Origin of the sequence: Pedobacter sp. WC2423, from assembly GCF_040822065.1 — a bacterium.
GTDB lineage: Bacteria > Bacteroidota > Bacteroidia > Sphingobacteriales > Sphingobacteriaceae > Pedobacter.
In genome coordinates, this window is record NZ_CP162005.1 from 536,400 (window position 1) to 562,305 (window position 25,906).

Annotated in this window: 24 protein-coding genes and 1 pseudogene; 21 read left to right on the forward strand and 4 right to left on the reverse strand. The window is 35.5% G+C overall.

The features are described from left to right. Positions 1-697: 697 nt before the first annotated feature. On the reverse strand, positions 698-1,312 hold the full coding sequence (locus tag AB3G38_RS01810) for a hypothetical protein (protein WP_367866790.1): 615 nt from the start codon (positions 1,310-1,312) through the stop codon (positions 698-700). Positions 1,313-1,537: 225 nt separating this feature from the next. Between AB3G38_RS01810 and AB3G38_RS01815 the strand changes: the two genes are divergently transcribed. The 4 genes from AB3G38_RS01815 to AB3G38_RS01830 all read left to right on the forward strand — a co-directional run bounded on the left by AB3G38_RS01815 (position 1,538) and on the right by AB3G38_RS01830 (position 3,828). Continuing rightward, positions 1,538-2,311: a hypothetical protein gene (locus AB3G38_RS01815; protein ID WP_367866791.1), complete on the forward strand. Its 774-nt coding sequence runs from the start codon at positions 1,538-1,540 to the stop codon at positions 2,309-2,311. Between the two features lie 126 nt (positions 2,312-2,437). Then, positions 2,438-2,839 (forward strand): hypothetical protein, encoded by a 402-nt coding sequence (locus AB3G38_RS01820; protein ID WP_367866792.1) that lies wholly within the window; start codon positions 2,438-2,440, stop codon positions 2,837-2,839. A 162-nt stretch (positions 2,840-3,001) separates the two neighbouring features. Beyond that, positions 3,002-3,466, forward strand: coding sequence for an NUDIX domain-containing protein (locus AB3G38_RS01825; protein WP_367866793.1), 465 nt, complete (start codon positions 3,002-3,004; stop codon positions 3,464-3,466). A gap of 74 nt (positions 3,467-3,540) precedes the next feature. Continuing rightward, positions 3,541-3,828 (forward strand): hypothetical protein, encoded by a 288-nt coding sequence (locus AB3G38_RS01830; RefSeq protein ID WP_367866794.1) that lies wholly within the window; start codon positions 3,541-3,543, stop codon positions 3,826-3,828. A 43-nt stretch (positions 3,829-3,871) separates the two neighbouring features. On the opposite strand, the gene AB3G38_RS01835 is transcribed toward AB3G38_RS01830, so the two are convergent. Continuing rightward, a complete protein-coding gene (locus AB3G38_RS01835) occupies positions 3,872-4,051 on the reverse strand; it encodes a hypothetical protein (protein WP_367866795.1) in 180 nt (59 codons plus the stop codon). Positions 4,052-4,132: 81 nt separating this feature from the next. Between AB3G38_RS01835 and AB3G38_RS01840 the strand changes: the two genes are divergently transcribed. From AB3G38_RS01840 to AB3G38_RS01875, 8 genes and pseudogenes are all read left to right on the forward strand, one after another. Beyond that, entirely contained in the window at positions 4,133-4,921 is a 789-nt protein-coding gene (locus AB3G38_RS01840; RefSeq protein ID WP_367866796.1) for a DUF72 domain-containing protein, read from the forward strand. A 741-nt stretch (positions 4,922-5,662) separates the two neighbouring features. Then, on the forward strand, positions 5,663-5,878 hold the full coding sequence (locus tag AB3G38_RS01845) for a hypothetical protein (RefSeq protein ID WP_367866797.1): 216 nt from the start codon (positions 5,663-5,665) through the stop codon (positions 5,876-5,878). 773 nt (positions 5,879-6,651) lie between these two features. After that, positions 6,652-7,139: pseudogene (locus AB3G38_RS01850) on the forward strand (integrase core domain-containing protein); the annotation flags it as partial. A gap of 244 nt (positions 7,140-7,383) precedes the next feature. Beyond that, the gene (rfbF, locus tag AB3G38_RS01855; protein ID WP_367866798.1) at positions 7,384-8,157 is read left to right on the forward strand and encodes a glucose-1-phosphate cytidylyltransferase; all 774 of its coding nucleotides are present in this window, start codon (positions 7,384-7,386) and stop codon (positions 8,155-8,157) included. After that, positions 8,142-9,245: a CDP-glucose 4,6-dehydratase gene (gene rfbG, locus AB3G38_RS01860; RefSeq protein WP_367866799.1), complete on the forward strand. Its 1,104-nt coding sequence runs from the start codon at positions 8,142-8,144 to the stop codon at positions 9,243-9,245. Before rfbF ends, rfbG begins: the two co-directional genes overlap by 16 nt. 1 nt (position 9,246) lies before the next feature. Continuing rightward, entirely contained in the window at positions 9,247-10,554 is a 1,308-nt protein-coding gene (locus AB3G38_RS01865; protein ID WP_367866800.1) for an NAD-dependent epimerase/dehydratase family protein, read from the forward strand. 77 nt (positions 10,555-10,631) lie between these two features. Beyond that, positions 10,632-11,300, forward strand: coding sequence for a hypothetical protein (locus tag AB3G38_RS01870; RefSeq protein WP_367866801.1), 669 nt, complete (start codon positions 10,632-10,634; stop codon positions 11,298-11,300). A 111-nt stretch (positions 11,301-11,411) separates the two neighbouring features. After that, positions 11,412-13,154 (forward strand): hypothetical protein, encoded by a 1,743-nt coding sequence (locus tag AB3G38_RS01875; protein ID WP_367866802.1) that lies wholly within the window; start codon positions 11,412-11,414, stop codon positions 13,152-13,154. 81 nt (positions 13,155-13,235) lie between these two features. Here the strand turns inward: AB3G38_RS01875 and AB3G38_RS01880 are convergent, their stop codons facing one another. Continuing rightward, positions 13,236-13,475 (reverse strand): hypothetical protein, encoded by a 240-nt coding sequence (locus AB3G38_RS01880; RefSeq protein ID WP_367866803.1) that lies wholly within the window; start codon positions 13,473-13,475, stop codon positions 13,236-13,238. Positions 13,476-13,907: 432 nt separating this feature from the next. Here AB3G38_RS01880 and AB3G38_RS01885 point away from each other — a divergent pair, with 432 nt between their 5' ends. The 4 genes from AB3G38_RS01885 (at position 13,908) to AB3G38_RS01900 (ending at position 17,692) form a co-directional block, all read left to right on the forward strand. Then, entirely contained in the window at positions 13,908-14,363 is a 456-nt protein-coding gene (locus AB3G38_RS01885) for a PA2169 family four-helix-bundle protein (RefSeq protein WP_367866804.1), read from the forward strand. A 26-nt stretch (positions 14,364-14,389) separates the two neighbouring features. Next, on the forward strand, positions 14,390-15,124 hold the full coding sequence (locus AB3G38_RS01890) for a DNA-formamidopyrimidine glycosylase family protein (protein WP_367866805.1): 735 nt from the start codon (positions 14,390-14,392) through the stop codon (positions 15,122-15,124). 77 nt (positions 15,125-15,201) lie between these two features. Further along, positions 15,202-16,752, forward strand: a complete 1,551-nt coding sequence (locus AB3G38_RS01895) for a L,D-transpeptidase family protein (protein WP_367866806.1) — start codon at positions 15,202-15,204, stop codon at positions 16,750-16,752. A 142-nt stretch (positions 16,753-16,894) separates the two neighbouring features. After that, on the forward strand, positions 16,895-17,692 hold the full coding sequence (locus AB3G38_RS01900) for an NIPSNAP family protein (protein WP_367866807.1): 798 nt from the start codon (positions 16,895-16,897) through the stop codon (positions 17,690-17,692). A 4-nt stretch (positions 17,693-17,696) separates the two neighbouring features. On the opposite strand, the gene AB3G38_RS01905 is transcribed toward AB3G38_RS01900, so the two are convergent. Further along, positions 17,697-18,437 carry a LytR/AlgR family response regulator transcription factor gene (locus tag AB3G38_RS01905; protein WP_367866808.1) on the reverse strand — a complete coding sequence of 247 codons (741 nt, stop codon included), beginning with the start codon at positions 18,435-18,437 and terminating at the stop codon, positions 17,697-17,699. A gap of 375 nt (positions 18,438-18,812) precedes the next feature. Between AB3G38_RS01905 and AB3G38_RS01910 the strand changes: the two genes are divergently transcribed. The 5 genes from AB3G38_RS01910 (at position 18,813) to AB3G38_RS01930 (ending at position 25,884) form a co-directional block, all read left to right on the forward strand. Then, positions 18,813-21,938, forward strand: a complete 3,126-nt coding sequence (locus tag AB3G38_RS01910; protein ID WP_367866809.1) for a lantibiotic dehydratase — start codon at positions 18,813-18,815, stop codon at positions 21,936-21,938. A gap of 91 nt (positions 21,939-22,029) precedes the next feature. Next, complete coding sequence (locus tag AB3G38_RS01915; protein ID WP_367866810.1) at positions 22,030-22,218, forward strand: class I lanthipeptide; 189 nt, start codon at positions 22,030-22,032, stop codon at positions 22,216-22,218. 15 nt (positions 22,219-22,233) lie between these two features. Further along, the gene (locus AB3G38_RS01920; RefSeq protein ID WP_367866811.1) at positions 22,234-23,691 is read left to right on the forward strand and encodes a S41 family peptidase; all 1,458 of its coding nucleotides are present in this window, start codon (positions 22,234-22,236) and stop codon (positions 23,689-23,691) included. A gap of 254 nt (positions 23,692-23,945) precedes the next feature. After that, positions 23,946-24,737 carry a sensor histidine kinase gene (locus AB3G38_RS01925; RefSeq protein WP_367866812.1) on the forward strand — a complete coding sequence of 264 codons (792 nt, stop codon included), beginning with the start codon at positions 23,946-23,948 and terminating at the stop codon, positions 24,735-24,737. Between the two features lie 13 nt (positions 24,738-24,750). After that, positions 24,751-25,884, forward strand: coding sequence for a sensor histidine kinase (locus tag AB3G38_RS01930; RefSeq protein WP_367866813.1), 1,134 nt, complete (start codon positions 24,751-24,753; stop codon positions 25,882-25,884). The last annotated feature ends 22 nt before the right edge of the window (positions 25,885-25,906 follow it).

The window sequence follows — 25,906 nt, forward strand, 5'->3', positions numbered from 1 at the left end:
CGGAGACAAGATTATAAAATCCTCTTCCGTAATCAAAATATTTATAGTTTTTTAAATCAATATGTATATTCTTATTCCAGGGCATTAGATATTTAATATGAAGTGTACTGCCATCAATATCAAGCTTGCAGCTATATCTAGATAAGAAGAAATAAAAGGCAATCACTATAAGAATGAGATAGCATATGAATCCTGGTGTATGCTCCTGAATAGATTCAAGATTTGAGAAAACATATGCTATTATAAATACTACAATTAAATAAACTGTGATGGAACACGAAAGTTTTAACTTCATTATTGATAAGATAGAGGATTATTACATAAACGAGCCATATAGGTCTTCTATCTTCATAATGGCTGTTAAGCTCATTGGTAGATTGAATACCGCTTGTATATATGTCTTGTTGTATCAGGCCGTCAGCATATTTTATTGTATAATAATCAAATTTTGTAATTTATATATAGTAGTAATTTACCATTTTCTGATTACTTCATCAGGTAGGGGGCAATAATAATCTTGCTGGTCAGCCCCGGATCACCGTCAGGTGTAGGTAACAGGTATTTGTAACGGATAATCTTTTTGGCCGTCAAGCGCGCTGGTACTGTACCAGAATTCTTCGATCTTAAAACGTGGCTGGCCGGAGAAATTCCTGCAAAAGTTTATCAATTACCAGATGCGGCTAAACTCATCTTTATTTTATCCGGTATTTCTTGCTTGTTTTATCTGCTGAAACGATCGGTTATAGCTGTCATAAACTACTTTCTCCCTTTCGTAAGTATGATCAGGCTTCCAAAGTTCTTCTGTTTTAATCCTATTGCCTTTAATTTTTGTTTCTGAACTTATCAATGTTCCTCTTTTATAATCTTCAGTTAAGTCAACAGGATTTGTTTTTACCAGATATTTATCCAGCATCCCTGGAATCTCGTGAAAGTTTTTGCAGTCATCTTTAATTGTTATTTCCCTGCTATTTCGAAATGCAAATGGGAAAAGTCTATTTAAAAACCAGGGGTTTTCTTTCATGCTTTGGCCTGGAGGCTCTGTCAAATAGAAAATAAATTGTGAATTGTCGCCAGATGCATAGTCTGTATAAATTATCGTTTCTATAGTCCTCCAGCCAATGAATTGAATGGTATCAAAAAGAGGCAATTTATAACTTATACCATTGTTGTCAAATGTAACGCTCTCTTGTCTTTCAACTTGTTTCTTTATAGACTGCTCTGAGACTTTAAAACCAAATGTGAGCCCATAAAGTATCATGCCTGGCACTAAAAAGAAAAGTACGGAAACGATATAAGCACCAATAATTTTCACGTCCTGGAAAATCATAAATATGGTTAAGCCTAGCCCTAAACTTATAAAAAGGGCAAGTAGTAACTTTATACCTGTAAACCAGTTTAGTTTCATATCTCAATTTTGCCAGTCTGCAGCTCTTTTTTTCCTCTCAAACTTAATAATTTAAAATGTTTTTTACCTAAACAGCAAGGCAGCCCGACAGGATCAGTGAGAATTTGTAACTTGCAGTCTAACGCAAACCTTATGAACCTGATTGGGAAAAATAAAATCGCTGACTATATACTTAAGCATCCTCAATCCCGTGTAGTTCTATTAACCTTTCTCAAAGAATTTCCTTATCGGCAGGAGCGGTATACAGCTCATGGTTATGTTCAGGTTGATGGGACATACCAAATGGATGGCTTTGATTGTTTAATCAAAGTTCGAGTAAATCATTTTGCTAAAGCCATCCATATTTTAGAGCTTACCACCAAGGAAGAGGAAATGAATAAGTGGGAGCAAAAACGCAAAGAACAGCAAGCAACCGGGATTAGAGAAGAGATCATAAACCAGTCGGTCACCGTAGTTGTGACATTTCCGCCACCGGATATAGAAGATCTGTACCAATTAGAACAAAGCAACAATAAGGAGGTTGTTGCAAACCTGTTCCATCCAGAGCTGAAGGAGTTGGCAATTGGTACAGCAGATGAATATGAACAAAATCTTGATCTCGTAAACATACTATTTGATGCAAAACCTGAAACCCCTGAATTTGAGGAACTCTTAACTTTGCTTCCACAGGTAATTGACTATGAAGAGTACAAGCTGGAATTTCCGAAACTTAAGATTTTTGAGGCCGTGAAGAATCGGATAGAATTTTTTTCAATAACACCTATTGAACTGCGCTACATCATAGGTACAGACCATCAAGTAGATTTGTTTTTTTCTGGTAACCTGGAACTTGCAGATGATGTTTTGGGCAAGTTATATGAAATTGTTGCCTTACGTGCGCCAGTTACCGACAAACGGTTCTTTTAAACAGCTATATATTCATAAAATATGATACATAAAAATAATTGATTTAAACCCCCTTCGATGATGGCATTCTTAGATAAATAGAGAAATAGAAAACTATTCATCATTGCCGGAGGCATTTTAGTGATAATGGCAATCGCTGTAGTTTTCCCAATAGAAAAAAGCAAAGCTATTACCATAGCCGAATTCCAGTACACTTATCTTACTTTAATCATTGGTGTTTTGCTTTCGATGTATGGCTTTTTAGGAACCCGGATTTTTACAGCGTTACTTTTTATGATTTTGAGTGCCATCATCAGCTCGATTATTTGGTTTGTGTTATTTTCAGACTCTTTTGTGTCCATGATTGTCGCAACCTGGATCGGCTTTCCTGTTGGTTTACTCGCGGGCCTGATTTTTGTGATTGTGAATGCACTATTTTTAGAACCTGGTGAAAGCAAAAGATGGAAGCTGATTAAACAGGTACTGGTTTACGTCCTCATTCTCGCAATGTTTACTCTTCTTTTTTACAAAGGTGGATTGGATATATAATGAAACCTTTGCAAGGACATTGGTAGTGAAACCAGCAAGGTTATTCTTCGCTTAAAGAAAATGAGATGGTGAAAGTAATGGGAATTCTGAAAAATATTTTGCATTATGATTTCCCGGGTATTGTATAATTTGTTATTGGTATTTGACCTTATTATTAGCTTTATGAAATCTATCAGTGCAGGAATATTATTATATCGTATCAATGCTGAGCTGACTGAGGTATTTTTGGTTCATCCTGGTGGTCCTTTTTTTCGACATAAGGATAAGGGCTACTGGACAATTCCTAAGGGCGAACCTGTTGCGCAGGAGGAATTGCTATCCACTGCTTTGCGTGAGTTTTATGAGGAAACTGGTTATTCACCGGCAGGTGATTTTAAGGAGTTGAAGTCTATTGTGCAGAAAGCTGGAAAAGTAGTGCATTGCTGGGCGGTAGCTGGGGATTTAAATCCTTCAAGTATGGTTTGTAATACTTTCGCTTTGGAGTGGCCACCCCGGTCTGGTAAAGTTGTGGATTTTCCAGAGGTTGATAAAGGAAATTGGTTTTCTTTGGATCAGGCGAGACTGCTTATCAATTCGAGGCAGATCAGCTTTTTGGATGAACTGGAAGAAATGCTGACAACTGGCTGATGGGATAAGTCAGGATGTTTTAAAACATTCTTTCCTGGAGTCTGTTTAGTAGAAATTAATCAATTTTATATAGGATGGATAGGAAAGATTTTAATTTAAATGCAGAGCATTCTGATGTTGTTGGGAAAAATGATCTTACCCAGGGAATTAAAGACGTTGTTGTTGACCAGATTTCCGGACCGGCTGGTACTGACGTTAATTTACATGGTGTTCAGCAAAGTTCTAACTTGTATCCGCTTGAGCAGGAGTTGGATAGGGAGGGAGCTACTGGTCATAAGGACGAAGATTTAGGTATCAATTCTGATGGAACCAATCCTGGTACTGAATATTTTCCACCGTTGAATGAGCCTTCAGCTGATTGATATTGGTGTGTTAAATTAATGTTGGTATGTTAAATGGTCTGAGTTATGAGTCTTGGCTTTGGTCGTTTTTGACATGAAGCAGGTTTTCTGTCTGCTTTTTAAGCTCCTGGAGTTTTTCATTGACTTTTGCGGTTTTCACTTTTAGCTCGGCTGATTTTTCTAAAAGCGCTTCAGTGAACTTTTTATTCTGGATTGAAGCTGAATTGTCGTGTTGATTTTCCATGTGATTAGCTTTTAGTGTGGTATAATTAATAACGTCTTTATCTGTTTATTATTGGGATGGTCTATTTTAGTATTTGCTGTTATGGGAAAAAATAATGTTCCTGCTTACTATTCAGGTACCAGTGGCTTGCTGTTGCCTGTGCGTAATAAGCTTTTTTATCCGGACGAATTTAAAGAAAAAAGCAGGTTGTGTTTTTATTCTTCGATGATGAACAGTATTGAGATCAATAGTTCTTTTTATAAAATACCAATGGGATCAACTGTTGCGAAATGGGCTAAGGATGTTCAGGAAAATTTTAGATTTACCTTTAAGCTTCCTAAGATGATCACCCACAATAAGGGGCTTGCTTTTGATCCTGAATCTGTAAAGAATTTTATGCAGGTTATTTCTTTGGCAGGTGATAAGAAGGGTTGTTTGCTAGTGCAGTTTCCCCCTTCTGTACGTATTGGAAACTTAAATCAGCTGGCTTTATTAATGGCTTGTCTGCGTGAATGTGATCAAGCTGGTGACTGGAATATTGCGCTGGAGTTTCGCCACGTGTCTTTGTATTGCGAGCAGGTTTATCGCTTGCTTGATGAATATGGTTTGGGAATGGTGATACAGGATAAACCACCTGCCAGTACACCAATGCTGGATACAGATCTCAACTTTGTGTACTTGCGTTTCCACGGGCCTGGAGGAAGTTACAGGGGAAGTTATCAGGATGACTTAATGTCTGAATACGCAGATTATATCCGGGAATGGATGGCCGAAGGAAAAACAGTGTATACTTATTTCAATAATACTATGGGTGAGGCAATTGCTAATTTATTTACGTTGAAAGATTTGGTTCTTGGGACTATAAGAGATGAGAAAATCTCTACTTTATAAAAGTCCGCTTTTGTGGGAGGAGGTCACTGTTAATGATGAAAACTGTCTGAATGATATCCATAAGTTGAACGTAACCCCTTAATAATAGGTTTTAAACATAATTTGGATATTGAAAAGTAGAAGCAAACAGTTATCTTACTTGATATTTTTAACAAGTCTTTCGAGCAGTAGAAATGAACATGTCAGTCAACAAAATTATAACTAGCAAAACAAGATGGTGGCATTTTGTTTTCTTGCTTGTCGCTGCACTTTTGTTGAGTGTCTTTATCTATCTGATTTTAATACCATATGCGTTCTGGGGCATCTATGGTGAGGGAGCTATCTCAGAAAGAATAGGAAGTCTTCCTTTGGTGATTTTGCTTAGCGAATGGTTACCCCTAACCATAGTTCTGTCGCTACTCGGATTGGGTTTCTACCTGCATGTAAAAAATGGAAGTCGATCAACTGCAAAATCTTACTTACTGACTGCAATAGCGCTGATGCCATTTTACATGTTGAGATTTCCGATTTTGGATTACATTTTTACTATCTTTCAGTAGGAACAATAACTGTACACTCCCCGTCAAAAGTAGGTATTAATGCTAAAGAAGGACATGAAGATATGCCAGTAAATTCCATTACACTTATCTTACTTTAATCATTGGTGTTTTGCTTTCGATGTATGGCTTTTTAGGAACCCGGATTTTTACAGCGTTACTTTTAATGATTTTGAGCACCATCATCAGCTCGATTATTTGGTTTATGTTATTTTCAGACTCTTTTGTGTCCATGATTGTCGCAATTTGGATCGGCTTTCCTGTTGGTTTACTCGTGGGCTTAATTTTTGTGATTGTGAATGCACTATTTTTAGAACCTGGTGAAAGCAAAAGATGGAAACTGATTAAACAGGTACTGGTTTACGTGCTCATTCTCGCAATGTTTACTCTTCTTTTTTACAAAGGTGGATTGGATATTTAATGAAACCTTTGCAAGGACATTGGTGGTGAAATCAGCAAGATATTCTTTGACTTCAACTGTACCAGTGCAGACGGGGGAAACTTTGTGATTGAAATGCGGCGTGGCGTTTTTGTGGTTAATGAGGATCATTTATATGCGGATATAGAAACTCAATAGGTATTTCGCGTAATTTATTGGTAATGCTATCCTTGAGAAAATATTTTTCCCCGCCTTTATTGTTAAATGTAATTACATAATGATTAGGAAAGTTTCTTCCTTCATTGTAATAGTGACGATTATAGGACATTTATAATTTATAAAATTTAGATTCATCCGGAGATTCAAGATTCATTTCAGTAAAATCTATCATACTTCTAGCTTTTTTTAAAATTATTCAATGGTTCAAATGCAAGGCTTAACAGATTGTTATCCGTCATTTTTGTTAAACCCCATGTTAATAAATAAGCTTTGGCAGCTTTGTCTTTTGGTCCCAGATTTTTATGACTCTGTGTTTCTTCTTCTTTGCCGCGTCTTCCCTCTACATTACCATTTCTACCATATATTATATTGGAAATATTATTTATTTTATGTAAAAATAAGTCTTCAATAATTGTGTCTGATACTTAAAATAATTTTTTAGTTAATCTATGCTAAATTTTTGCAAATCTTAAAATTGCATTAAGATAAACAAATTTTTAGCTAAGGACGGTTATAAATCAATATGGCAGACGTACATTCTAAGAGACCCGCTCATATAATATGCAGCACATCTTCTGGAATGGCTGGAGACTCAAGCAATAAATAAGGTATGGAGCATGGATTTTGTGCAGGATGCTTTGTTCAACGGGGAGCGTTTCAGGATCTTAACTATAGTGGATAACTGTAGTAAAATATGCCATGGATTGCTGGTTGGAAAATCACTCAAGGGTTAGATGTTGTGTGCGAATTGACTAGGGCATATCTTGTTGAAAGCTGCTTTCCTGAAAGGATTCAGTGCGATAACGGGAGTGAATTTATATCCAGAGATGTAGACATGTGGGCATACCAGAACCAGGTAACCCTTGACTTTTCAAGACCTGGAAAACCCACTGATAATCCGTATGTCTAATCTTTTAATGGCAAATTTAGAGATGAATGCTTGTCAGTAAATTGGTTCCTTTCACTGGAAGATGTCAGAGAAAAAATTGAGAATTTCAGATGGAAGTATAACCAGTACAGACCACACAGCAGCCTTAATAATCTAACTCCCAAAGAATTTGTCAACTTGCAGGTAAAAACATAGAAAACTCCACTTTTGGCAGTCTGAATAACAGGGAGGAGGTCAGTTTTTTACTAAGATATTTAGGTAAAATTATGATTTTATTGAGTTTTTGATTTTTCATTTAATATTTCTCTTTTTAATTTATAAGAATTGGAAAGGTCATATGTCCCAAAATAGATTCTTAACACTATCTGTGGTAAAAGTTTAATGAGAATTTTATAACTTAACCTTACGAATATAAATCGTATCTAAAACATATGCATATATGAAGGTTGTTATCCTTGCGGGGGGCTTAGGCACCCGCCTTTCAGAAGAAACAGGAATTAAACCAAAGCCTATGGTAGAGATAGGTGGAATGCCTATTTTATGGCATATCATGAAGATCTACTCTGCATACGGATACAATGATTTTATTATATGTTTAGGATACAAAGGATATATAGTTAAAGAATATTTTACTAATTATTTTTTGCACAAATCAGATCTGACAATTGATCTCAAAAGTAATTCCTTTGAAATACATAAATCTGAAGCAGAATCCTGGAAAATTACACTTGTGAACACAGGAGATGATTCGATGACCGGAGGTAGAATCAAACGCATTCAAAAGTATGTTAAAGATGAAACTTTCATGCTGACCTATGGAGATGGAGTAGGTGATATTAATATCAAATCTTTAGTAGATTATCATCTAAATCATGGAAAACTGGTTACAGTGACTTCCATTCAGCCTTTAGGTCGTTTTGGTGCCTTAGCTGTATCGGGTGACAATGAAGTATTTTCTTTTTTGGAGAAACCCAAAGGCGATGGGTCGTGGATAAATGGTGGATACATGGTTTGTCAACCTGGTATTTTCAATTTTATAAATAATGGTGATGATACCATTTGGGAACGTGAGCCTATGCAGAATATAGCATCATCAGGTGAAATGTATGCTTATAAGCACCATGGTTTCTGGCGTCCAATGGATACGCTGAAAGATAAACATGAATTAAACGAAATGTGGAACAAAGGTAATTCTCCATGGAAAATCTGGTAGGCTCATTAACAACACTTAAACAATGTTATAATGGTAAGAGAGTTTTTCTTACCGGACATACTGGCTTTAAAGGAACATGGATGTTAAAAGTTCTTCACCTTTTAGGAGCTGAAATTAGGGGCTATGCCCTTGAGTCGTTAAATGACGATGATCTTTACGAACTTATCAGTGGTGATAAATTAGGTGACTCTATAATCGCTGATTTGAGGGATCGGGATTCTTTGTTAGCTGCTGTGTCAGAATTTCAACCGGATTTTATATTTCATTTAGCTGCTCAACCCTTAGTAAGGCTTTCCTATGAAATTCCGTCTGAAACTTTTGAAGTCAATGCGATTGGTACCGCAAACCTATTAGATGCAGTGAAAAACTTAAAAAAAAAGTGTACAGTAGTTTTAATCACTACAGATAAAGTTTATTATAACAATGAGTGGGACTATCCATATAGGGAAAATGATAAACTTGGAGGGCATGATCCGTATAGTGCAAGCAAAGCTTGTGCAGAACTCGTTATTGATTCTTATAAAAACTCTTTTTTTAATGTTAAAAACTATTGGGAACATTTAAAAGGTGTTGCTATAGGTCGTTCTGGTAACGTGATTGGTGGCGGTGATTGGTCAAAGGATAGATTAATTCCGGATACTATGAAAGCTTTATCAGCCAATAAAAATGTTTTTATTAGAAATCCAGATGCTATCAGGCCCTGGCAGCATGTTTTAGAACCTGTCATTGCTTATTTAAACTTAGGGAATTATTTAAATAGAGAACCTTTAAAATATGCCCAGGCTTATAATTTTGGTCCATATAATAATGATACTTTAACTGTCAGAGAAATGGTTCAGCTCTTAATTGAAATATGGGGCAAAGGGAAAGCTGAATATCTGAAAGCCGAAAATCAATATGCGGAGGCGGGGTTATTAAAATTAGATATTAGCAAAGCGATGAATCAATTAGCATGGAAACCATTATTAAGCGCCCATGATGCAGTAAACGATACAGTCAGTTGGTATAAGATGTATAACACTGATCCAAAGGTAATTGCTGCTTTTACAGAACAACAAATATTAAATTATATCTCAAAAATGGCATAAGATGAAGAGAATAGCTATTATTGGATGTAATTCATTTTTGGCCAGCCATCTGATTAGCAGGTTGGCTAAAAGAGATGAATTGTATCTATACGGCAGGAACTATAAATCAGCGAATATTAACAAGGATAATATTACTTATATTGAATTTAATCATCCGGAAATTTCACTTGATTTCGATCTTCTCCTCAATTATGATATTATTATTTATACCGCTGCGGCCGGTGTTCAGTCTCATCTTCATGAGTCCGGATTACTCATTTACGATCTCAATTTCTATTTGCCTTTAAAAATTGTTTGCTTTTTAAATGACAAACGATACCAGGGTAAATTAATCACGTTTGGTACTTATTTTGAAATCGGGAGGAACGATGCTATAAAAGCTTTCGATGAGAATGAAATAGTCCTGGCTAAAGGTGATATTCCAAATAGTTATTGTGATTCAAAACGATTATTAAGCCGATTGTACAATAATAAACAATTTGATTTCAATTGGATTCACCTGATTATTCCTTCATTATATGGTCCCGGCGAAAATGAGCACAGGTTAATACCTTATGTGATCAATAGCTTAAGATTGAAAAATAATTTAAAGTTATCGTCAGGTGAACAGGTAAGACAATATCTTTTTGTTACTGATCTTGTTGATTTTATTTCCTTAATTATTGACTCGGCTATTCCTCCTGACCTGTACAATATAGCAGGGCCTGATGAGCCTGTTAAGATCAAGGATCTTGTGACCCGGATTCATCAGTTAATGGGAATTGAACTGACAAGATATGATCAGGTAGATACAAGAGATCAAAATATGGCTTATTTGGCTATAAATACAGGTAAAGTTAAGAAGGATATTTATAACTGGAGTCCTGAAATAAATTTGGATAATGGTTTAAAGATTTGTTTATCAAATGGATTGAAAGACAAAATTAAACTTATCGAAAGAAGTAAAATACAAGATCACAGGGGGTGGTTCTTAAAAGTGATGAATGGTTTTGAAGATCATTTACCAGATTATACGGGAGAGATGTATTTGACCAATGCACTGGCTGGGGAGACTAAAGGAGGACATTATCATAAAAAAGCAAATGAATGGTTTACGTTAATAGGAGGTGAATGTGAGTTAAGATTAGTGGATATAGCCACTGGAGAAAAGTTGTTTTTTGAGTTGTCATTTGCAAGGCCAATAACAATATATGTTCCAAATCATATTGCTCATATTTTTATTAATCGGGGGGCAGATCAATTTACCTTATTAGCTTATTCCGATCAATTATATGTTCCTGAAGACACGATCTTATTTGATGATTTTTAAAGTGTCATATGACCCGAAATTTACAAGTTTTATGCGTTGGTTAAGCGATTAGTTATCTTAGTTAAAACTGATAAATTATGAAAAAAATAAGACTGATCTCAACTTCATTCGAAGAAGGTAAAAATGAACTTATCATTAATACCCCGTTGGTATTCAAAGACTATATTATAGATTTGGCTTTGTACAATAATAGAAATACTCCTTCAAGGGCTGCGAGCTTACAATCCAGAACAAAGTGTAAAATCTATAAAATGATGGAATGGCTTGAATATCCTGATTATGACTATTACATATGGGTTAATTCTAAGTTTGTAATAATGGATGGATTCTTTGAGAACATGTTTGCCTATGAAAATGATGAAGATGCTGAACTGTTTTTATTTAATCACCATATGAAATCTTCAATCAGAGCAGAAATGGATTTTATGAAAGATCATATGGATCGCGGGGATTCATATGTATTAAGCAGATACGGAGGAGATGTAATGGAAGAACAAGTAAACAAATACCTTGCAGATAAAAATTATAAGGATGATTTGCTCTTTGATGGTGGTTTATTTATGTATTCCAGAAAACTGGTTGAAAATAAAGAGCAAAATTTTATGATTGATTGGCTTTTACATAATGTGCTTTATAGTGTTCAGGATCAATTATGGCTCCCTTATCTGGTAAAAAAACATAAAGTAAATTTTAGAGTTTATGATAAAAATCTCTTTAATAATGATTTTTTAGGTTTTATTGGCTAATTCTGCTGAATTGATACCATCTTATCGAATAATTATTTTATTTCAGTATGGGACATTTGTGCATTTTCATATACTATATATATAAGTATCTACATCAAGTAATTATTATATATGATTAAAAAACAAATTTTAGCTTTTGGCATTTTATGCTTTACAAATTTTATTGGTTATGCCCAGTTATTAAAACCAATAAATTTTGCTGATATCAGAACTAGAGGAGAACTAAATATTAGAGCGCAAAAGAATCTTGACCGGTTAGAAAGTGATATTTATACGCCGGAAAAAGTATTTCCGCCAAGAGAAGAAAATACAGCAGGATGGCCAGGCGACTATGAAGGGCGTGTACTGGTTAGTTTAATAGTGGAATCACAGGCTGCCCATCGTAAGCCGAAATATTTGGAAGAAATGATGCGCATGCTTCCTCAAAAGTTAAATAGAGATGGTTATTTCGGGGCACTTCAAAGTGATATAATACAGGAACAACAACTATCAGGTAATAGCTGGCTTTTACGGACACTTTGCGAATATTATTACTGGAAGAGAGATCCCAAAATGAAGGAATATTTGGAACGTGTAATCAGAAACTTGGTTTTGCCTACCAAAGGTTATCATGCTATTTATCCAATAGACCCTAAAGAAAGGGATAAAACAAAGGGAGCAGCAATAGGTTATGCGGAGAAAATAATTGGAAAGTGGAGGGTGTCATCAGATATTGGTACCGATTTCGTGTTCTTAGATGGCATAGTACAGGCTTATGGAATTATTCCTTCACCAGAACTAAAAAGTATAATCGATGAGATAGTAGCCCGTTTTCTTGAAATTGACCTAAAAGGTATGAAAGTACAGGCTCATGCAACATTGACTGGGCTAAGAGGACTTTTGCGTTATTATTCCATCACTAAACAACCGTATCTTTTACAAGCTGTGATACAAAGATATAATCTTTATCGTTCAACTTCAATGACAGCTGATTTTGAGAATTTTAACTGGTTTGATCGTCCTGAATGGACAGAACCTTGTGCTATTGTAGATTCTTATCTGCTGGCAGTACAGTTATGGCAGTATACCAATAAACCTTTTTATTTAGAAGATGCTCATCATATTTATTATAATGGGATTGCCAATACACAAAGGGCAAATGGAGGCTTTGGCTTAAATAATTGTCCGAGACCAGGATATAATTCTCTTAACGTGAATGAGAATGAAGCCTGGTGGTGCTGTACTATGCGCGGTGGTGAAGGATTGGCAAGAGCTATTCAATATAGTTATTTTATTGGTGTCAAAGAAATTGTAATTCCATTTTTTAACAATAGTGTAGCAACGCTTAAATTGGGAAATCAGACTGTTACATTGAATCAAACCTCGGTTTATCCGTTCGAAGGGAAGGTATCGTTTGATGTTTTAAATTCTTCATTAAACTCAGCTTTTACAATAAAAGTTTTTGCTCCTTACTGGACCAAAAAACATAAATTAACACTAAATGGAAGATCAATTCCTTTTGTATTGCGTAATGGTTTTTTAATATTTAAACCTAAACTTTCGAAAGGGAATAAAATAGTACTGACCTTTGATCAGCAAATTAAAGCTGAACATATGGTGAATCAGGAATATTCTAAACCAGATTTTTATACTTTAAATTATGGACCATTGATACTCGGTATTGATAATACCAATAAACAGCCAGAAATCTCATTTACTAAGCTCCCGAAATTTACAAGACTTACAGATCGTGATTGGATGGCTGGAACAAATGGAATTCATTTTTCAACTGTATATCAATTACTTGATCCTAAAGTCACCAAAGAATCAGGTTATTCAAAACAAATTTTATTCAAAATTGCAGACTTAAAATAGAAAATCAATTTTGTCATTTTCTGATTTTTAGCAAACTATAAAAGAGCTAATCATTATTAAATGATTAGCTCTTTTATAGTTTTATTGAAATAGGTTCAATCGCTGCGACCCTTCGTGTGATGTATAACGTTTATCATCCCAGATGAAAGTTCCCATAACAACTTTAGGCAATCTCAATCTGGCATTGATCCCACTTTTACCTTTACGCTTTAACTTCACCGAGATAATGCCTTCAGGGGAGGGAATTGTTCGACTTGTTTTTGTCAATTTAGCGAGAGCAGGTTTAATTAAAACTCTTCTGAATCTAGGTACCTCTGGCATAATTCCGCATATAGTAGCCAAAAAATTGTAATCGGGACTTGTACTCCATGCATGGAAATGTGATCTTGATGGTTCTGGTATGCCCACATGTCTACATCTCTGGATATAAATTCACTCCCGTTATCGCACTGAATCACCATATCATATTGATACCAAGATATCAATGCATCAATATAAACGGTCCAGCTAATTACTAAAAACAACATTCAAAAATAGATACTTTGATTTTATAATACACTTGCTATTTATGGACAACATATTACTCCTTTGTAGATATACATGAATCACATTAGTTCTCTTTCCTGCTCAATGAAACATGTTTAGCGTCTTCATAACAGGTTATACTTAAAAAATAATAAAAAGCCATCCTTAAAAACAATCTAAAACTATTTCCATTCTTCTGGGTTCTTACAGGGAAAAAATCTAGAACATATGGAAAGCAATAACGAAATTATTAGTGACCTGAAAGGATTGGTCAACATTGTTAACGATGGAAAAGAAGGTTATGAGTCTGCAAGTGAAACGACTGACAGTATTGAACTGAAAGGATTATTCTTAAAGTACTCGGCCCAGCGTGCAGGTTATGCAATGGAACTTAAAGAACATATTGCTCAGCATGGGGGAGATTCTGAAAATGAAGATGGTGGAATTTTAGGAAGCCTTCATCGCACCTGGATTGATATTAAACAGGCTTTAAGCAGTAAAGAAGATGCAGCTATTCTTGGCGCAATTGAAACTGGTGAAAAGGCTGCGATAGAGAAATTTGATAAATGCCTGGAGGATTACGCATCTCATGCTGATCATATTGGACTGCTGCAAAAACAAAGAACTGGTATTCTGGAAGCACTTAAAGAAATCGAGACTTACCGTCAGCGTCTGGAAAGATAATTAAATTATACAAATCAAAGAATGTTATGCCCGAAGGCCCGTCAATAGTCATATTAAGAGAGCTTGTAGAAGAACTTCATTTAGAAGGTACTTTCATTACCAATGTGGTAGGTGATACGACTATTGATAAGGCCCGGATGCTGAATCAGGAACTTGTTTCCTTTAAAAGCTGGGGCAAACATTTTTTGATCTGTTTTAAAGGTTTTACTTTACGTATTCATTTTCTCATGTTTGGGAGTTATATGATTAATGAGCGCAAAGACAGGCCTGCCAGGTTAAGTTTGATCTTTGAAAATGATGAGCTCAATTTTTATACCTGTGCCTTGAAATTTATTGAAGGAGATATAAACCAGACTTATGACTGGTCTGGTGATGTCATGTCAGATCAATGGGATCCGGAACTGGCGATAAAAAAGCTTAAGGAAAAAGGGGAGAGCCTGGTTTGTGACGTATTATTGGATCAGGATATATTTTCTGGTGTTGGAAATATCATTAAAAATGAAGTATTGTACAGAATAGAGGTACACCCTTTGAGTACGGTGGATGGCCTGCCTCCTGGTAAATTAAAGGAAATGGTTAAAGAGGCAAGTTTATATAGTTTTGATTTCCTGGAATGGAAAAAGGCTTTTGTCCTTAAAAAGCATTGGTTAGTCTATTCACGTAAAGTTTGCCCTCTCGGGCATCCAATTGAAAAGGAAAGTCTCGGTAAAACCAAGAGAAGAACTTTTTTCTGTGAACGGTGTCAGAAATTGTTTTCTTAACATTCGTTCAAAAAACTGCTCAAACAAAAAATGAGAGGCACTTGTTTCTTAAGTAGCTGTATTTCAGTGAAAATAAGATGAAATTTTTCGGGCGTAATTTCTTATGTAATTGTTTTATTGGAATAACAGGCTGTCTGTTGTTGTTGAGTTCTTGTGGGGTTAGACGTACAACCGTTAATACACCGGAGGCTCCGGCAAATTATTCTACAAAGAACCCTGTAAAGGTACAACCTGGTATTAAACAGGATCCTTCTGGAAATCTTACTGAACTAACCAGGAAAGAGAAAGCACTTCGCGCAGCGTTTATTGATGTGCTGGAAGCCAAATCGTCCGATTTGCCTTTTCCCAATCTGATACATAGTATTTATGAAAAAAAAGAATATCAGCCGGTGCTGGTTCGAAAGTTCTTTGAGGATCAGCAACTGCAAACGCTGTCAGATTATCTGGATAATTCTGTAACGCATGGACTGGATCCTGAACAATTCTTTTTTACTGGTTTAAAATATCAGCTGGATGAAGTGATTCATCAAAGGTCATCGGACACGGTAAAAATCCAGCGCAGTCTGGCCAAACTGGAAATGGCTGTTGTGAATTCTTTAATCCGGTATAGTATGGCGATGCAGTATGGGATGACAAATCCGGCTAAAATCTATAATCATTATACAATTCCTACTTTAATCCCTGATAGTAATTCAGTGATCAGGATTTTTGAAATAGTAAACCTTAAAATTTATCTGGATAGTATACAACCAAAAGAAAAAACTTACCTGGCTTTACAAAGAGTATTAAAGCGTCTGGATGCGGATACAGCGGAAAATAAAGATACAGATAGTGTTAAGATCAGCATGCGGCAGAAGGTTGTTGTGAATATGGAGCGGCTGAGGTGGAAGAACAAACCTGCTGAACAGAAATTTGTAGCAGTAAATATTGCAAATTTTAGTCTGGATGTAATAGATAAGGATAAATCAATATTGCAGATGAAAGTTTGTGTAGGAGAACCTGGGGATAGGCAAACGCCTCAGCTTGGAAGTATGATTCATAGCGTTCAGATTAATCCGGTTTGGAATATCCCGCAAAGTATTGCACGGAATGAGATTTCCAGGTATGCATCGGCAGATAGATACTATCTTTCCAATAATAATATCAAAGTTTTTAAAAAAGGTAAACTGGTTAGAGATCTGGAATCTATTGACTGGCCTGCGGTTGATATTCGTGATTATTCTTTTCAGCAACAACCGGGAGCGAAAAATTCGTTGGGTAAAATCAAGTTTCTTTTTAAAAATGGATATAGCATTTATTTGCATGATACACCGGTAAGGAGTGTGTTCAAACGGAGTATGCGGGCAATCAGCCATGGTTGTGTACGGGTAGAAAAACCGCTTGACCTGGCTTTTGCTTTATTTGGAAAAGGTGAAAAATATGATCAGCTCAAAAAGGGGATAGAGAGCGGCTACCCGCGTGCAAAGTTTATGGGTTTGCCTCAGCGGATTCCTGTCCGGCTATACTATTATACAGCCTGGCTTAATGATAAAGGAGGAGTACGGTTTGGCAAGGATATTTATGAGCTTGATCAACTGGTGTACGATGGAATGCAGAAGAACCAGTTTGAAAGTGCAAAGAGATTATAGTGCTTCTTTATACTTGATAGATAACTACGACAGGAGTGTCATGCAGCCTGATTTTATTAAACTAAAAGTAAAAATATAATGTGTGATATTGAGTTTGAAAAATTATATTTACATCAACCATATCTATTGTCAATCTCAATATATGAAAAGACGCTCATTTGTAAAAGCCTCCCTGGTAACAGGTACGGCTGCAATTATTTCTCCTGTAATGACTAAAGCCGCAGTTAAAGATAATCAGCATGAACCTGCTGAATTTTATGAATTAAGAGTTTATACGCTGAAAGATGATATTCAGCAAAAAATAGTGGAAGATTTTTATAGTCAGGCAGCTATACCAGCGTTTAATAAACTGGGGGTAGAACATGTGGGCGTTTTTACCGAATTAAAGCCGGATGGCCAGACCAGATTATTCGTATTGATTCCTTATCACAGTCTTGCACATTTCAATGAAGTGATTGTCAAACTGGAACAGGATAAGGTATTTCAGCAAAAGGGTATCCCTTATCTGACTGCTCCGGCAACAGCTCCTGCTTATGTGCGTATTGAAAGTTCCATTATGAAGGCATTTGCACATGCGCCTAAAATAGCAGTCCCTCCAAATAAGTCCCGCATTTTTGAATTGCGTCAGTATCAGAGTGCAAGTGAGGCTGCCGGAAAGAAGAAAGTTGAAATGTTCAATGATCAGGGGGAGATTGATATTTTCAAACGTCTGGGTTTTAAACCTGTATTTTGGGGAGAAACGGTCATAGGGCCATTAAGACCAAATTTGACTTATATGCTGACCTTTGACAATCTGGAAGGTAAAGCGGCGCATTGGGATTCTTTTATAGCTGATGCAGAGTGGAAAAAAATAAGTACAGTTGATGGTTATTCGGATGCACTATTAGTGAGTAAGATTACTTCAACGTTATTATTGCCGGCGGTTTATTCACAGGTATAAAGCTTTATTTTTTCTTACTTACTGTCAACGTCCTGTTTTTGACAAAAGAGATGAATTTTTCACCATAAGATTCACCGATTTTAATAAATAAGTCACCTTCCATTTTTAAATTAGGGCCATTAATTGTTTTGATGTGCCTCATGGAAATAATAAAGCTGCGGTGTACCTGGATAAAATTAGTATTGTCTGCTAATAAAGCTTTCATATCACTCAGCTTTAAATAAGCTACAATTTCGGCCTTCTCCGTGTAAATTTTAATATAGTTATGCAGGCTCTCAATTGCAATAACGTCATTGAAATTTATTTTTGTTGTATTCAGGTCTTCACTTTTATTCTTCACAAAGAAAAAATCGTGGTCATCTTTTGATTTCTCGTCATTGCCCGGCTGTTCATCAGGAAAGAGCCTCTTAATTAATGAGGTGAACTTTAGGATGGTAAAAGGTTTTAATAAAAAGCCATCAGCATGAACCTGGAAGGCTTCATAGGCGTATTGCATATGCCCGGTTATGAAAATCAGCTTTTTCGTTTTTCCAATAAGCTCTTTCGATAATTCTAATCCGGAAATAACAGGCATCTCTATATCCATTATAATTAAATCGATAGGCACCCTGGTTGTAATGTTGTTTAAAGCAACAACAGGATTTGAATAAGACTCAACCAGATTTAAATTAGGAATGGAATCAATATATGTTTTTAATAATTCAATGGTATGAAGTTCATCCTCAATTATTATACAATTATACATGGTATCTCGTCTTTTGGGTAGTTAATACGAAAGTAACACTTTATTGAATAATAAAAATCGGGTTGAGCAGTAAAATATAAGGTTTCGGCAAGCTTCTTCAGGGTTACAGATAATACATTTCAGGTTAATAAGCCTTAATGTTATTTTTAGCATAATTAATAGGTTTGAAAATTAAGTATCCGGGCTTAAAATTTATTTTATTGATTATTAGTTAAAATATAATAGAAAAGCAATTTGTTAATCAATGTCAACTTCATTAGATTTTAGCGGCATTTATCTTAAAATATGCTCTCTTTATTTATACTCAGAGGTGTGTTTAATTCTTTGGGGAGCATGTTTTAAGGTTAATGTAATTTACTTGGGAGGTTATCAGAATTGATAAAGATAACAAATACGCACAATTTTGATCAGCGCGTAATTCTTCGTACCCCAATATATTCTTTAGCTGACTTTGATAAAAGCTTCGTCATAGAAAAACTGATCTGCGACCCGGTTTTTTTAGAGGCCATCTATATCGCTTCTCCAAGCTTATATAATGCTTGTCTTAAGTACAGCAGCGGATTAATTTTAATGGAGAAAGAAATCTTAAAATTTAAGCATTCGCTTTATAAATACTACTCCAGGATGCACAACCGGTGTACCCCATTCGGTTTATTTTCTTCTTGCAGACTTACAAAATGGAAGAAAGGGGAATCTGAAATTATAATTGATAACAGTAATTTAAGCCGCCATACGCGCCTGGATATGCATTATCTCTGTGCATTAGCGGCTTATTTATCATCACTCGCCGGGGTTAGAGATCAGTTACTTTATTTTCCAAACAGTAGCTGGTATGTAATGGGTGAGGATATTCGTTATATAGAATATAAATATGCAGATGGCAAAAGACAGCACCAGATTAGTGCTGTAAAGAGTTCAGTTTATTTAACGGAGCTTATGGAATCGGCGAGGCATGGGTTAACCAGGATTAATCTCATCGCTATTTTAGAAAAAGCTGGTATTCAAACTGATGATGCAGTTAAATTTATTGATAACTGTTTGGATTCTCAACTTCTGATTCATGAACTTGATCCTGCAGTTACGGGTGATGGGCTGCTTACACAGCTACTTAAAACTCTGGAAAAATATGCTGTAAATGATTTGCAAATTAAGGGTATCGTTCAGAAAATCAAAAAAATAGAACAACTATTAAACAAATTAGATCTGCAGTTAGTCAATAAAATAGCTGATTATCAGGAAATACTAAAAGTAATTGATACGCTGGACGTTCCCTATGAGGCAGGAAAGATATTTCAAACTGATGTAACAGGTATAGTTGACCCCGAAAGCGGTTTGTCAACTGATTTACAAAGAGAAATTTTAACAGCTCTTGGAATCCTCCATAAAATGAGGAGCAAAAAACAGACCCATTTAGTTTCATTCACCAAACGGTTTTACGAGCGTTACGGTGATCAGGAGATGCCTCTTTTAGAAGTTCTGGACACGGAAACGGGTATTGGTTACGTGCCTGGTAAGCATTTAGTACCTTCACCTATTTTAGAAGGACTGTATTTGTTTGAGGCCGCTGAAACAGAAATGCTTGCCTGGGGTAACTGGGAGCAAAATTTACAAAAAAAATGGTTAAAGGCTTATAAAGCTGATCAGCGCCATATTGAGATCTCTGAAGAAGATATGGAGGATATTATTCCTGCAAATTCATTATTCCCTTCTTCTGTTCAGCTGATGTTTGAAGTCATATCTTCCGGACAAGTCTATATAAAATATGCTGGCGGAACAAGCCCTGTCAATATGATCGCCCGTTTTGCACAATCTGATCCGGAACTTACTAAACTGGCTTCTGATCTGACTACAGCCGAGCAAAATAGCACACCAGGGGTTATTTTTGCAGAAATTGTGCATCTTCCTGAAGGAAGGGTCGGAAATGTGCTCCAGCGCCCTGCTTTCAGAAATTACGAAATACCTTATCTGGCAAAATCTTTATTACCGGAAGAGCAGCAAATACGTGTTCAGGACCTGTTTATAGCTTATAAAAAAGGAAAAATTGTCTTGTACTCAAAAAATCTGAATAAAATAATTATACCACGATTAAGTAATGCGCATAATTTTGGTAGGAACGCTTTGCCAGTATATCATTTTCTTTGTGACCTTCAGGATCAGGATCAGATTACTGATTTAAAATTTAATTGGGGAAGCCTTAGCCAACAATATCGTTTTTTACCACGGGTGATCTTTAAGAACGTTATATTACAGCGTGCCAGCTGGATCTTTCTGGAGCAGGACATTCAAAATCTGCTTCAAAAAAGCATAATTCGCTTTCGGGAATTGCTCCTTGATTTTATACAGGAATATAATTTACCTCAAAAAGTTTTTCTTGCAGATGGTGATAATGAATTGCTTATCAATTTTGAGGCATTGGAAGAAACCCATCGCATTTTTGAGCTGCATTTGAAAGGCAGCAGTCAATTCATTTTCAAAGAATACCTGCAGCCAGCTCACTTAGTAAGAAATTCAGATAAGCAACATTACATGCATGAGTTTCAAGCTTTTATTACAGTGAAACCTGACCTTAATATGGAGTTATCGACACAAAAAGATAGTTTATCTATACACGAAGCATTAACTGCAACCACCTGTAATACTGATCATGAATGGATATATTATAAGCTTTATTGCGGTGTGCGTAATGCTGATGTATTACTTGCAAACCCTATAAAGGCATTGACTGCGCACTGTGAAAAAAAGGGCTGGATCAAAGAGTGGTTTTTTATCCGTTATACGGATAGCGATTTTCATATCAGGCTTCGCTTAAAGCTGAATGATATCAAGTGGCTTCCATATCTCACCAGGACATTTCATAGCACATTTAAACCGTATAAGAAAACTGGTTTTCTCTGGAAAATAATGACTGATAATTACCAGCCGGAGTATGGTCGTTATGGGATCAATACATTAGCGCTCGCTGAAAAGTTCTTTTATTATGACAGTATTGCTTTCCTGGGTTTTCTTGATCAGAGTTCGGGTGATGAAAGAGAAAATCTTCGCTGGCAATATGCAATTCTCTCTATTGATACCTTGTTTGAAGCTTTTGAATTTACAACAGAACCTAAACTTGAATTGATGAGGAACCTCAAAGAAGCATTTGCATCGGAATTTAAGTTTGGAACAGAACAAAGAAAACAACTTGCCAGATCTTTCAGGGAAAAGAAAAGCGAAATTTACGCTTCATTAAGTGTACAGCAGCCAGGTGATCAATTTTATCAGTTTTATTTGATTTTGAGACAACGGACTGAACAGATTGATCCAATAATCCGGCAGCTCAGGAAAATGGAAATGGACGGAACATTAAAGGTTTCAATTGCGGATTTATTAAGTAGTTATATACATATGCTGGTCAACCGTATTATTCCCGAATTTTCAAGACTGCATGAAGCTGTTATCTATGATTTTTTATATCAATATTATAAGAGTGTAAAGGGAATGAAAAATAGAATTCAGTTGTGATTTAATAAGACAAAAATAATAAGTTAGCTCTGTATTGTAGTTGTTGCGTATTTAAAAAGTAAATTATATATTTAGAAAATCTAGCAATCTTATGAAGAAAAAGAAAAAAAGTACCAATAAGGCGTTGTCATTTGAAAAAACGGTTATTGTATCACTTGGAAAAAAAGAAATGATGAAAATAAGAGGTGGTGGCAGGGGGGGAGGCCGCAATTTTGAGGCTAATACGAATGATGGTGACTCAGGGCGTCTCACTTGTGACACAGTGCAAAGTACTGGTTAGGCAGCATATAATTTGATGATAAACCGATTATATAATATCAACCGCACTAAAGTGAAGAGAATACTTATACTGATTTTAATTTTACTGCCCTTTTTATCTAGTGCTCAAAGCTGTAATTGTAGTGATAATTTTAAATCTCTGGTAGATAAAATAAAGAATAATTATGTTGGTTATAAGGATAAAGTAAATGCTTCAAATCAAAAACAATTTACTGTTTTCACGGATAGTTTAAAAGAAATCGCTAAGTTATCCTCCAAAATGAATTGTTATGATATTTGTGCGGAATGGTTGTCTTTTTTCAAAGATGAGCACATAGGTCTCTCTTTTACTCCTGGTAAAGCTACAAAAGAAGAGGTTAATGATTTTTTTTCTACGACAGAAAAGACATCATGGAATGAAAAAACCTTAGATGCCTACTTACTTCGTAATCAAAAGAATCTTGACAACATAGAAGGATACTGGACTTATGCGCCTGACACTTATAAAATAGGTATCGTAAAAGATAGTATCCGGAATGAGTTCGTTGGCTTTATTGTTCGGACGAATGTTCCTAACTGGGAGAATCAGCAGGTAAAGCTCAGGATAAAAAAGATAAAAGATAAATATCACCTTATTTATTTCAGAGGGATAGACCATGGGAAGAAATTCCCATGGTTAGTTGTAAAGAAAGACAGCCTGGAGCTTGGTTATTTTGGCGTATGGTATAAAAGTAAATTTTTCACCAATAAATACGAACCCAGAACACTGGTTAAAAAGTCTTTATCACCGTCGTTTAAAGTGCTTGATAAGGAAACTAATTTATTAGTAATGCCTAGCTTTGCTTTTAAATACAAAAAAGAAGTAGACAGCCTTTTGGAGAAAAATAAGGAATTACTGAAAACAAGCAAACATCTGATCATTGATATCCGTAATAATTCGGGAGGACTAACCAGTACCTTCGAGCAAGTATTACCTTATATTTATACCAATCCAATTTATACAGATGGTGGAGTGGTATGGGCAACTCCGGATAATATTAAGAATGGATACGATACCGATATTTCTGGTTTTCCTGAACAGACTCAAAAGAAGTTTAGGGAAGAGACCGAAAAATTAAAGGCACATGTTGGTGAATTTTATCCGCTTTATGAGGGAGATACTATTGAGTTTTCTCAGGTCTTAAAGAATCCGCAGCGTGTCTCTGTGCTGATGAACAGAGGAAGTGCGAGTGCTGCAGAGCATTTTATTTTAAGAGCTGAACAAAGTAAAAAAGTTACGCTGTTTGGTCAGAATAGTGCGGGAGCTATTGACTATACTGAAATTGTAAGTGGAAAAATCCCATGTAGTTATTTTACTGTTCAATATCCTGCATTCAGGTCAGACAGGATAGAAAAGCGTCCATTAAACAATATTGGGATAACTCCTGATATTGTGATTCCGCATCATACTCCAGACTGGGTTGAATTTGTACGGACTTATAAAACTGCCAATTGAAACGGTCCATAAATTATAAGTTAATATCTTATCATATAATATTCTGGGTATTACATTTGATTTTCAACAGGTATGATTCTATTTTTCATCCTGGTGATCATTATTTGAGGGTGTGGCTTGATATCGTATGTGCGCAGGGAACAAATATTGGATTGGTTTATCTCATTATATTTTTGTGTTCGAGATATACTGTTCCGCTAAAGATTATCCCGTTGACGATTGGGGTTGTGATACTTTATTGTTGGTATTTCCTGATGTGGTACGAAATAAGTTTTGTGCTCAGGCCATTCCTGAAAAACTCGGCGGTACCTGAATTTAATTTCCTGTATCAGGTTGTAATTGTGCTTTGGGTATTTGTTAAGTTCGCTTTTTTTGGCTTTGGATATGAAATTTGCATGAAAGTAATTAAACGGGAAAAGAACATGGCAATGATAAAAAAGGAGAAAATTGAAGCTGAGTACGCATTTCTGCGGGCGCAGATCAATCCTCATTTTTTGTTTAATACACTGAGTTTATTTTATGCAAAATCATTACCCTTATCTGAAGAACTATCGGATGGAATTGTAACTTTATCTCAAATTATGCGCTATTCTCTGGAAAAGAATGAACATAGTAAAATGGTCTTGCTTTCTGATGAATTGGAACATGTAAATAATGTGATTAAAATTAATCAGATGAGGTTTAGTAACCAGTTACAAATTGACCTTAAAATTGAAGATACTTTTCCTTCAATTCAGATCGTTCCGCTGATCATTATAACTATTGTAGAAAATGTACTAAAACATGGAGATTGTACGCTGGCAAAAGATCCTGCTGTAATTAGCCTGTTCAACTCTGAAGATGGATATTTTATTCATTTATATACCTATAACAGAAAGAAAAAAACATTGATCAAAAGCATGAATGGAATAGGAATGGAAAACATTAAAAAGCGTCTGGATTATCATTATGGTGATAATTATGAACTTATCGTTGATAATAATGATGATTTTTACATGCTGAAACTCAAATTACCGGTTTTTCACCAAACTGATTTTTATTCTTAATTACAAACGGCTGATGAAGAAACCTTTAGGACTCCGTTTAATCTGCTATCATTTCATTTTTTGGGTGATTTATTTTTCTTTGTATTCAGCTAATGAATTTGTAAATATTCCTGAAACTTATTTCTTCAGTTTAACAGATATATTAGTTACACAAGTCCCAAACTTAATTATCGTTTATCTGAGTATTTATTTGTTTTTAAAATATACTATTCCCAATAAACCTATAGCATTAACTATCGGTATTTTTGTTATTCACGTCATTAATTCCATTGATTGGTACCTGGTTGAGAATCATATCACCCCATTTATTGAAGTCAATCCGGGGCCTGGTATACCGCCTCAGGGGTTTTATGCTGTCCAGTCTTCAGTAGCATACCTTACAATGAAATATATGATTTTTGGTTTTGCCTATGCTTTTGCTGTTAAGATGATCAGGAATGAAAGAAAGCGCAACCGTCTGGAACAGGAAAGGCTTAAAGCAGAATATGCATTTCTTCGCGCACAAATTAATCCGCATTTTTTAAACAATACCCTGAACTTCTTTTACGCAAAAGCTTTGCCTTTATCAGATGGACTGTCAGACGCCATTATGACCTTATCCCAAATTATGCGGTATTCACTGGATAGGAATGAAGGTAACCGGATGGTGATGCTTTCTGACGAACTCAGACACGTACGAAACGTGATTAAGCTGAATCAAATGAGGTTTAGCAACCGTTTACAAATCGACCTTGATTTCGGGACTACATCTTCATCAATTCAAATTGTCCCATTGATTATTATCACCATTGTAGAAAATATTCTGAAACATGGGAATTGTACATTGCCGGATGATCCCGCAAAAATCCGGCTGTCAATTTCTGAAGACGGATGTTCTATTTTGCTGAATACTTACAATAAAAAGAGTGAATGGGCAGCTGAGCATTCCAGTGGGATAGGTGTTGAAAATATCAGAAAACGTATTGCTCATCATTATATAAATGATTATCAATTGATTATTGATAATAATGATGTTTTTTATTCCCTGTCACTCCAATTACCTGTTTTTCATAAAGTTGAGTTTTATACTTCACATGATGACCAGCTCAGTAATGAAAAGGCTGAATGGGCCAGGTTATTTGCAAAAAAGAAACTTAACCTTTCTTAATCTTAAGCATACTCATCGAACA

Excerpts from the sequence above, each read along its gene's own strand:
- AB3G38_RS01890 (WP_367866805.1), top strand. The coding sequence starts at position 14,390 with ATGCCCGAAGGCCCGTCAATAGTCATATTAAGAGAGCTTGTAGAAGAA.
- AB3G38_RS01905 (WP_367866808.1), bottom strand. The coding sequence starts at position 18,437 with ATGTATAATTGTATAATAATTGAGGATGAACTTCATACCATTGAATTA.
- AB3G38_RS01880 (WP_367866803.1), bottom strand. The coding sequence starts at position 13,475 with ATGCCAGAGGTACCTAGATTCAGAAGAGTTTTAATTAAACCTGCTCTC.
- AB3G38_RS01920 (WP_367866811.1), top strand. The coding sequence starts at position 22,234 with ATGATAAACCGATTATATAATATCAACCGCACTAAAGTGAAGAGAATA.
- AB3G38_RS01870 (WP_367866801.1), top strand. The coding sequence starts at position 10,632 with ATGAAAAAAATAAGACTGATCTCAACTTCATTCGAAGAAGGTAAAAAT.
- AB3G38_RS01840 (WP_367866796.1), top strand. The coding sequence starts at position 4,133 with ATGGGAAAAAATAATGTTCCTGCTTACTATTCAGGTACCAGTGGCTTG.
- AB3G38_RS01865 (WP_367866800.1), top strand. The coding sequence starts at position 9,247 with ATGAAGAGAATAGCTATTATTGGATGTAATTCATTTTTGGCCAGCCAT.
- AB3G38_RS01885 (WP_367866804.1), top strand. The coding sequence starts at position 13,908 with ATGGAAAGCAATAACGAAATTATTAGTGACCTGAAAGGATTGGTCAAC.
- AB3G38_RS01815 (WP_367866791.1), top strand. The coding sequence starts at position 1,538 with ATGAACCTGATTGGGAAAAATAAAATCGCTGACTATATACTTAAGCAT.
- AB3G38_RS01845 (WP_367866797.1), top strand. The coding sequence starts at position 5,663 with ATGTTATTTTCAGACTCTTTTGTGTCCATGATTGTCGCAATTTGGATC.
- AB3G38_RS01875 (WP_367866802.1), top strand. The coding sequence starts at position 11,412 with ATGATTAAAAAACAAATTTTAGCTTTTGGCATTTTATGCTTTACAAAT.
- rfbF (WP_367866798.1), top strand. The coding sequence starts at position 7,384 with ATGAAGGTTGTTATCCTTGCGGGGGGCTTAGGCACCCGCCTTTCAGAA.
- AB3G38_RS01825 (WP_367866793.1), top strand. The coding sequence starts at position 3,002 with ATGAAATCTATCAGTGCAGGAATATTATTATATCGTATCAATGCTGAG.
- AB3G38_RS01900 (WP_367866807.1), top strand. The coding sequence starts at position 16,895 with ATGAAAAGACGCTCATTTGTAAAAGCCTCCCTGGTAACAGGTACGGCT.
- AB3G38_RS01830 (WP_367866794.1), top strand. The coding sequence starts at position 3,541 with ATGGATAGGAAAGATTTTAATTTAAATGCAGAGCATTCTGATGTTGTT.
- AB3G38_RS01820 (WP_367866792.1), top strand. The coding sequence starts at position 2,438 with ATGGCAATCGCTGTAGTTTTCCCAATAGAAAAAAGCAAAGCTATTACC.
- AB3G38_RS01915 (WP_367866810.1), top strand. The coding sequence starts at position 22,030 with ATGAAGAAAAAGAAAAAAAGTACCAATAAGGCGTTGTCATTTGAAAAA.
- AB3G38_RS01895 (WP_367866806.1), top strand. The coding sequence starts at position 15,202 with ATGAAATTTTTCGGGCGTAATTTCTTATGTAATTGTTTTATTGGAATA.
- AB3G38_RS01925 (WP_367866812.1), top strand. The coding sequence starts at position 23,946 with ATGTGGTACGAAATAAGTTTTGTGCTCAGGCCATTCCTGAAAAACTCG.
- rfbG (WP_367866799.1), top strand. The coding sequence starts at position 8,142 with ATGGAAAATCTGGTAGGCTCATTAACAACACTTAAACAATGTTATAAT.
- AB3G38_RS01930 (WP_367866813.1), top strand. The coding sequence starts at position 24,751 with ATGAAGAAACCTTTAGGACTCCGTTTAATCTGCTATCATTTCATTTTT.
- AB3G38_RS01835 (WP_367866795.1), bottom strand. The coding sequence starts at position 4,051 with ATGGAAAATCAACACGACAATTCAGCTTCAATCCAGAATAAAAAGTTC.